This window comes from Polaromonas sp. P1_E1_2 (assembly GCF_056406035.1).
In genome coordinates, this window is record NZ_JBFUAZ010000320.1 from 1 (window position 1) to 4,737 (window position 4,737).

The following is a 4,737-nucleotide window of genomic DNA, read 5'->3' on the forward strand; positions in this document are numbered from 1 at the left end:
GCCCAACCGAGCAGCTCGCAAGATAGGTTGCCGTTTCCGGATCCCAAGCTTTGAACGTGATGACTAACAGTGTCGCTCTGCGGCCGAGTCTGGCCGCCGGCCATCTTCAACGCCACGCCTCAAGATGAAAATTTGCGCCGAATGTCAGTCGCCTGCCCCAGATGCACTTCTGGCGTGTTCCGCCTGTGGCTGCGGCATCTTCGTTGAACCAGATGCCCCGAACACCGAGAAGCGTGCTGATTCAGATTTCGTCGTGTTGCTTAAATGGTCGCTCGGCTACTTCCTATCTGCGGTACTGCTGGGCGTGGTCACATCCATTTTGGCGAACATGCTGTTACGCAGCGGTTTCAGAACGGCCGCGGAGGGAATGGTCACATCGCCCATCATGTTGATTCCTGTTCTCACGATACTGTTCTTTGCGTTCTATTCAAGTCGCTATCACAACCCCATCGCCCGGGCTGGCGCGTTGTACCTGGCAATTTCGGCTCTTGGACTCGCTGTGCACTTGCTAAGCTCCGGGCGCCCGGCCGAGTACATTGCCGCCGCGGCAAGCACCCTTTTCTTTGGACTGATTGGCACTGCCATCGCCTTCTTCTTCAGGCGGAAGGAGCCATAAGGCAAAACCCGCGCTCCCACCACCCCAGGCACAAACCGCCTATTGCACGTGGCATTCCCGCCGCAGTAAGGCCAGCGCGTCGTGTAGCGCATGAGCGGCATCGCTTTGCAGCGTGGCCTGCGCCTCTTCTACAAAGTCATCCCACAAGCTGGCGTAGGCGTCCTGGTGCTGCACCGGCGCGTGGTCCACGATGTACTCGTGGGCCAGCGCGGGCTTGAACCCGGATTTGCGGATCTTGCGCAGCAGGGTCGCGGCGCTTTTCTCGGTCAGCAGGGTCTTGGGCGCGGAGCCGGCGGCCACGCACAGGAACAGGGTCAACAGCGAACCATCGTCCGCATTGCCGCCGGTCACCTTGCTCCACACAGCGGATGCCTGACGGTCATGGTGATCGACCTCGTTCAGGCCGTCTTCAACCCAGAAATACCGGCCCATGAAGGCCGGGCTGCGGTCAAACAGCTGGCGCGGCGGCAAGGTCGCGTCGAGTATTTTTGGCGCGTCGGCCATCACGGACTGACGCACTGCCTCCACCACATCCCGCAGGTGGGCAGGCAGCTTTTTCGGAACGGCGAGCGGTAGCGCCGCCGGATCAGCCTCGTGTTTTTTGCGCAAGGCGGCAATCATCTTCTCGAACGCGACCCAGTCGGGCATCTCGGTGCGGCCCGTCGCCAGCACCAGCAAGGCGGTGCGAATCACCGCTTCGGCATCCTTGCCCGCGTCTTCGAGTTCGGCGGCGTCCATGCCCAGCTCTCCGGCAAGCCAGATGGCCGAATCCACAACCTGCGCCACATGGCTGCGCCTGGCAAGTTCGGCCTGGTAGTCGGCCAGGTTGCGCAGCGACCATTTGGCCAGCAGCGGAATGTGCCCGTCGGTGAAGCCGCCGCGTTCATTCATGCCGAAGTGGCTGTTTTGCGGCATGGCGATCAGGGCTTTGAGCATGTCCGAGCCACCCTTGGAGCGCGACAGCAGCGAGAAATCGCGCAGCGATTCAGCCGCTTGGTGGAGGTCCCCCTGGCAGGAATGTTCGAGGTACAGGCTGATCAGGTTCACCATGCGGTCACGGGCTTTTTCAAGGTCCGGGCGCAGGAACTCATTGCCGAAATAACGCGCAATCTGCACCATGCCCTTGGGGCCTTCGACCCGCATGGCTTCGATTTTTTCGGCACCGATGATGCCGTGCTGCACGCCGTATTGCAGTGCCTTTTCAAAAAAGGCGCGCGTATCGTAGAGCGAGATGACGGAAGGCGACGACATGGGCGTTTGCAAATTCAGATCGCCGATTCCTCGTCGGACTCACGCGCCGTCGGCGTGGCCTTGCCGCGATCGGTGTCGCCGGTCTCAACCTTGCCGTCGTCGTCCTGCACATCGTCCTCATTCTCTTCATTCTCCTCATCGGAAGCCGCCTTGTGCGCACTGCCCTTGGCGCGCAGCACCATCAGCGTTTCAATGAACAGGTCAGGTAGTTCGTAACGCAGCAGCCAGGCGAGCTGCATCCAGTCCTGGTCGGCGATCTCATCCAGCTGGACACGTGGCCTTTCGTAGGCCGAGGCCAGCAGCGCGGACTGGGACAGCATCTTGCCGTACTCGTCGGCCAGCTCAAAGCTGCCGCTGCGCGCAAAGGCCTCGACACGGCTCCACTGGTCCGAAAAATAATCGGCGAGGGCTTCGCTGCCACCGTCTAGGTCACCAATCGCGTTAAGAAATTCCAGCGGGTCCGCGTCCTCCCGGAAGATCACCGCATTGACCATGCCGCGCAGGTGCGTGCGGGTCAGGTCCTTGTAGAGCTTTTCAATCACCACCGCGCGGGCAAACTGCGCGGGCGTGACCAGCAGGCTGACCACCGACTCCCGGGAGTTGTCGTACTCGCGAATGACGGCCAGGACGTCCTTGGGCGGCAACTGCTCCAGCACCACCATCAACGCTGCGTCACCCTCGTCGTCGGCCAGCGCGACCAGCGCAGCCTCGGCGCCGACGATGTCGCCGGCCGCAATCAGGCTTTGGGTTTTTTCAATCAGTGCGAGACGCTTCGTCATCAGGGTTTTACCTTCCAGGGCATGCTTGCTTGCGTCAGTCTTTGGCGTCAAAGCCCTGCTGGACCAGCCAGTCAGAACCTGCCTCGTGGCGTGCCCGGGCATCGGCGCTTTGTTCACGATCGTCATCGCCCTCAAACATCACCAGGGCGCCGTCACCGTTCTCATCACTGTCTTCGTCGTCGTCGCCTTCTTCGGTGCTCACGATGGACGCGGCCACCGGCAGGCCCGCCATGTATTCCAGCCCCGCCGTCAGCGTCAGGAATTTCTCCCCGCCGGGCGCCCGCAGAACGATGTGCGCCAGGTCCTGGGCCCAGGGCGCCAGCACAAAACCACCTGCCAGGCTGCTCCAGGCCGGAAAACCATCGACATCGTGGCTGAGCAGGTGTTCCATCACGGTTTTTCCCGTGAAATCAAACCCCTGGTGAAACACCACCGCCACCATCTCGGGGCTGGTGTCCATCATCTGGACCAGAAAGGCCATCTCCTGGCGTTTGCCAGCCAGGCGCTGGTGAAGCACGTCGCGCCCCTCGGAGTCGAATCGCAGGTCGTCCATCTCGGACTGGTAGGCCGAACGCAGGTCGAGGAAATAGGGGGAGACACTCATGCTGCCGGGTTTTTCATGGGGTGTTCTTCTTTCGGTCAGCGAGGGTCACAGCAGTGGGTTGAAATAATCGGCCCAGATCACACGCGCCGTGTCTATCGGGCTGTCGAGCAGGTTGCGACGGCGGTTGTCGTCATAGGCCTGGCGCTTGTCCGCATCCGACAGCACCTCATAGGCCTGCTGCACCGCCCTGAAACGCTCAGGCGCCTCGGGGTTGGCATTTTTGTCCGGGTGCCAGAAGGAGGCTTTCTGGCGAAAGGCTTTTTTGACATCGGCCAGCGTTGCTGCGCTGTCCAGGCCGAGGGCGGTGTAGTGATCAGTCATGCAAAGGTGGCTGTGTCCTGGACCGCAGACAGGGAGCTGCACGGCATGTTGAAGACTCACGAAGTGAGAGGGAGTCGCCGGCGCGCGCGGCGGAGGGATCAAGGATTATGCCTGTCTGGCGGCGTGCAGGCTGGCGGCGGGAAAATGGCCTTGGTTCGCACTTGCCGCCAGCCCGATCAACATCTATTGCTTATCAATGCAGCCAGCCTCACCTTGGACGCGGCGATGCGGGCCCCGAGCTGCGTCGGATCGGGTATTCTCTGACGGCGTCGAGTCCAGCAACTAGTGTTCTTGTCGAGCGCTGGAATAACGACCACGCAATCCCCACCCGCAAGATGCCCCATACGCAGAAAAATTTTGTGAGGGAAGCTCTTTGAGCGACTATAGACCTGACATTGACGGGCTTCGCGCCATTGCAGTCCTGTCAGTCATCAGCTTTCACGCCTTCCCGACGTGGCTTGAAGGAGGCTTTGTAGGCGTTGACGTTTTTTTCGTCATCTCGGGATACCTGATCTCCCGCATCATCCTCACCTCCCTCCATACGGGGCAATTCAGCATCCTTGGTTTTTATCAACGGCGAGTGCTGCGAATTGTGCCGGCGCTGACGGTCGTCCTGATCGCCGTATTTGCCGTTGGCATAGCCCTGCTGTTGCCCTCCGACCTTCGAGACCTAGGCGCGCACACCCTTGGAGGAGCGGGATTCTTCTCAAACCTCCTGCTCTGGCGGGAGACAGGTTACTTTGACACCTCGTCATCGGCTAAGCCGCTCCTTCACCTTTGGTCGCTCGGCGTGGAAGAACAGTTCTATTTGCTGTGGCCCGTGTTACTTTGGACCGCTTACAAGCGCCGGGGCGGTGTTGTGGCACTCCTGGCCGCAGTCGGACTTGGGTCGTTTGTGCTCAGCGTCATGACGCTTGAATCTAATCCTGCGGCCGCGTTTTATTCGCCTGCAGCCCGGTTCTGGGAGTTGCTTGCCGGAGCAGCTCTCGCGCAATCCAGCTCAAAATCGAATGCTGGTCGCATTCAACGGTGGCAACGCATCGTCAGCGCAGATATGCTATCAACTCTTGGAGGGTTGACCCTTGCGCTGAGCATATTCTTTACTTCGGAGCTCCATGGATTTCCAGGTTGGTGGGCTATTCCTCCGGTTGTCGCGGCCTTTTTAC

The 4,737-nt window shown here is 60.5% G+C and carries 6 protein-coding genes; 2 read left to right on the forward strand and 4 right to left on the reverse strand.

The window, feature by feature from the left end; genetic code table 11:
• Positions 1 to 124: 124 nt before the first annotated feature.
• A complete protein-coding gene (locus tag AC1D1P_RS14605; RefSeq protein ID WP_477673481.1) occupies positions 125 to 616 on the forward strand; it encodes a hypothetical protein in 492 nt (163 codons plus the stop codon).
• 39 nt (positions 617 to 655) lie between these two features.
• Here the strand turns inward: AC1D1P_RS14605 and AC1D1P_RS14610 are convergent, their stop codons facing one another.
• Genes AC1D1P_RS14610 through AC1D1P_RS14625 form a run of 4 tightly spaced genes read right to left on the reverse strand, consistent with a single transcriptional unit; the run spans position 656 to position 3,571 of the window.
• Positions 656 to 1,867 (reverse strand): hypothetical protein, encoded by a 1,212-nt coding sequence (locus AC1D1P_RS14610; protein WP_477673482.1) that lies wholly within the window; start codon positions 1,865 to 1,867, stop codon positions 656 to 658.
• Positions 1,868 to 1,881: 14 nt separating this feature from the next.
• Positions 1,882 to 2,646 (reverse strand): hypothetical protein, encoded by a 765-nt coding sequence (locus AC1D1P_RS14615; RefSeq protein ID WP_477673483.1) that lies wholly within the window; start codon positions 2,644 to 2,646, stop codon positions 1,882 to 1,884.
• A gap of 34 nt (positions 2,647 to 2,680) precedes the next feature.
• Entirely contained in the window at positions 2,681 to 3,250 is a 570-nt protein-coding gene (locus AC1D1P_RS14620) for a hypothetical protein (protein WP_477673484.1), read from the reverse strand.
• Between the two features lie 45 nt (positions 3,251 to 3,295).
• Positions 3,296 to 3,571, reverse strand: coding sequence for a DnaJ domain-containing protein (locus AC1D1P_RS14625; RefSeq protein WP_477669727.1), 276 nt, complete (start codon positions 3,569 to 3,571; stop codon positions 3,296 to 3,298).
• Between the two features lie 373 nt (positions 3,572 to 3,944).
• Between AC1D1P_RS14625 and AC1D1P_RS14630 the strand changes: the two genes are divergently transcribed.
• Positions 3,945 to 4,737 (forward strand): acyltransferase family protein (locus AC1D1P_RS14630; protein WP_477673485.1); only part of this gene is annotated, 793 nt, incomplete at its 3' end.

Coding starts and splice junctions, on each gene's coding strand:
- AC1D1P_RS14610 (WP_477673482.1), bottom strand. CDS start 1,867: ATGTCGTCGCCTTCCGTCATCTCGCTCTACGATACGCGCGCCTTTTTT.
- AC1D1P_RS14615 (WP_477673483.1), bottom strand. CDS start 2,646: ATGACGAAGCGTCTCGCACTGATTGAAAAAACCCAAAGCCTGATTGCG.
- AC1D1P_RS14620 (WP_477673484.1), bottom strand. CDS start 3,250: ATGAGTGTCTCCCCCTATTTCCTCGACCTGCGTTCGGCCTACCAGTCC.
- AC1D1P_RS14625 (WP_477669727.1), bottom strand. CDS start 3,571: ATGACTGATCACTACACCGCCCTCGGCCTGGACAGCGCAGCAACGCTG.
- AC1D1P_RS14605 (WP_477673481.1), top strand. CDS start 125: ATGAAAATTTGCGCCGAATGTCAGTCGCCTGCCCCAGATGCACTTCTG.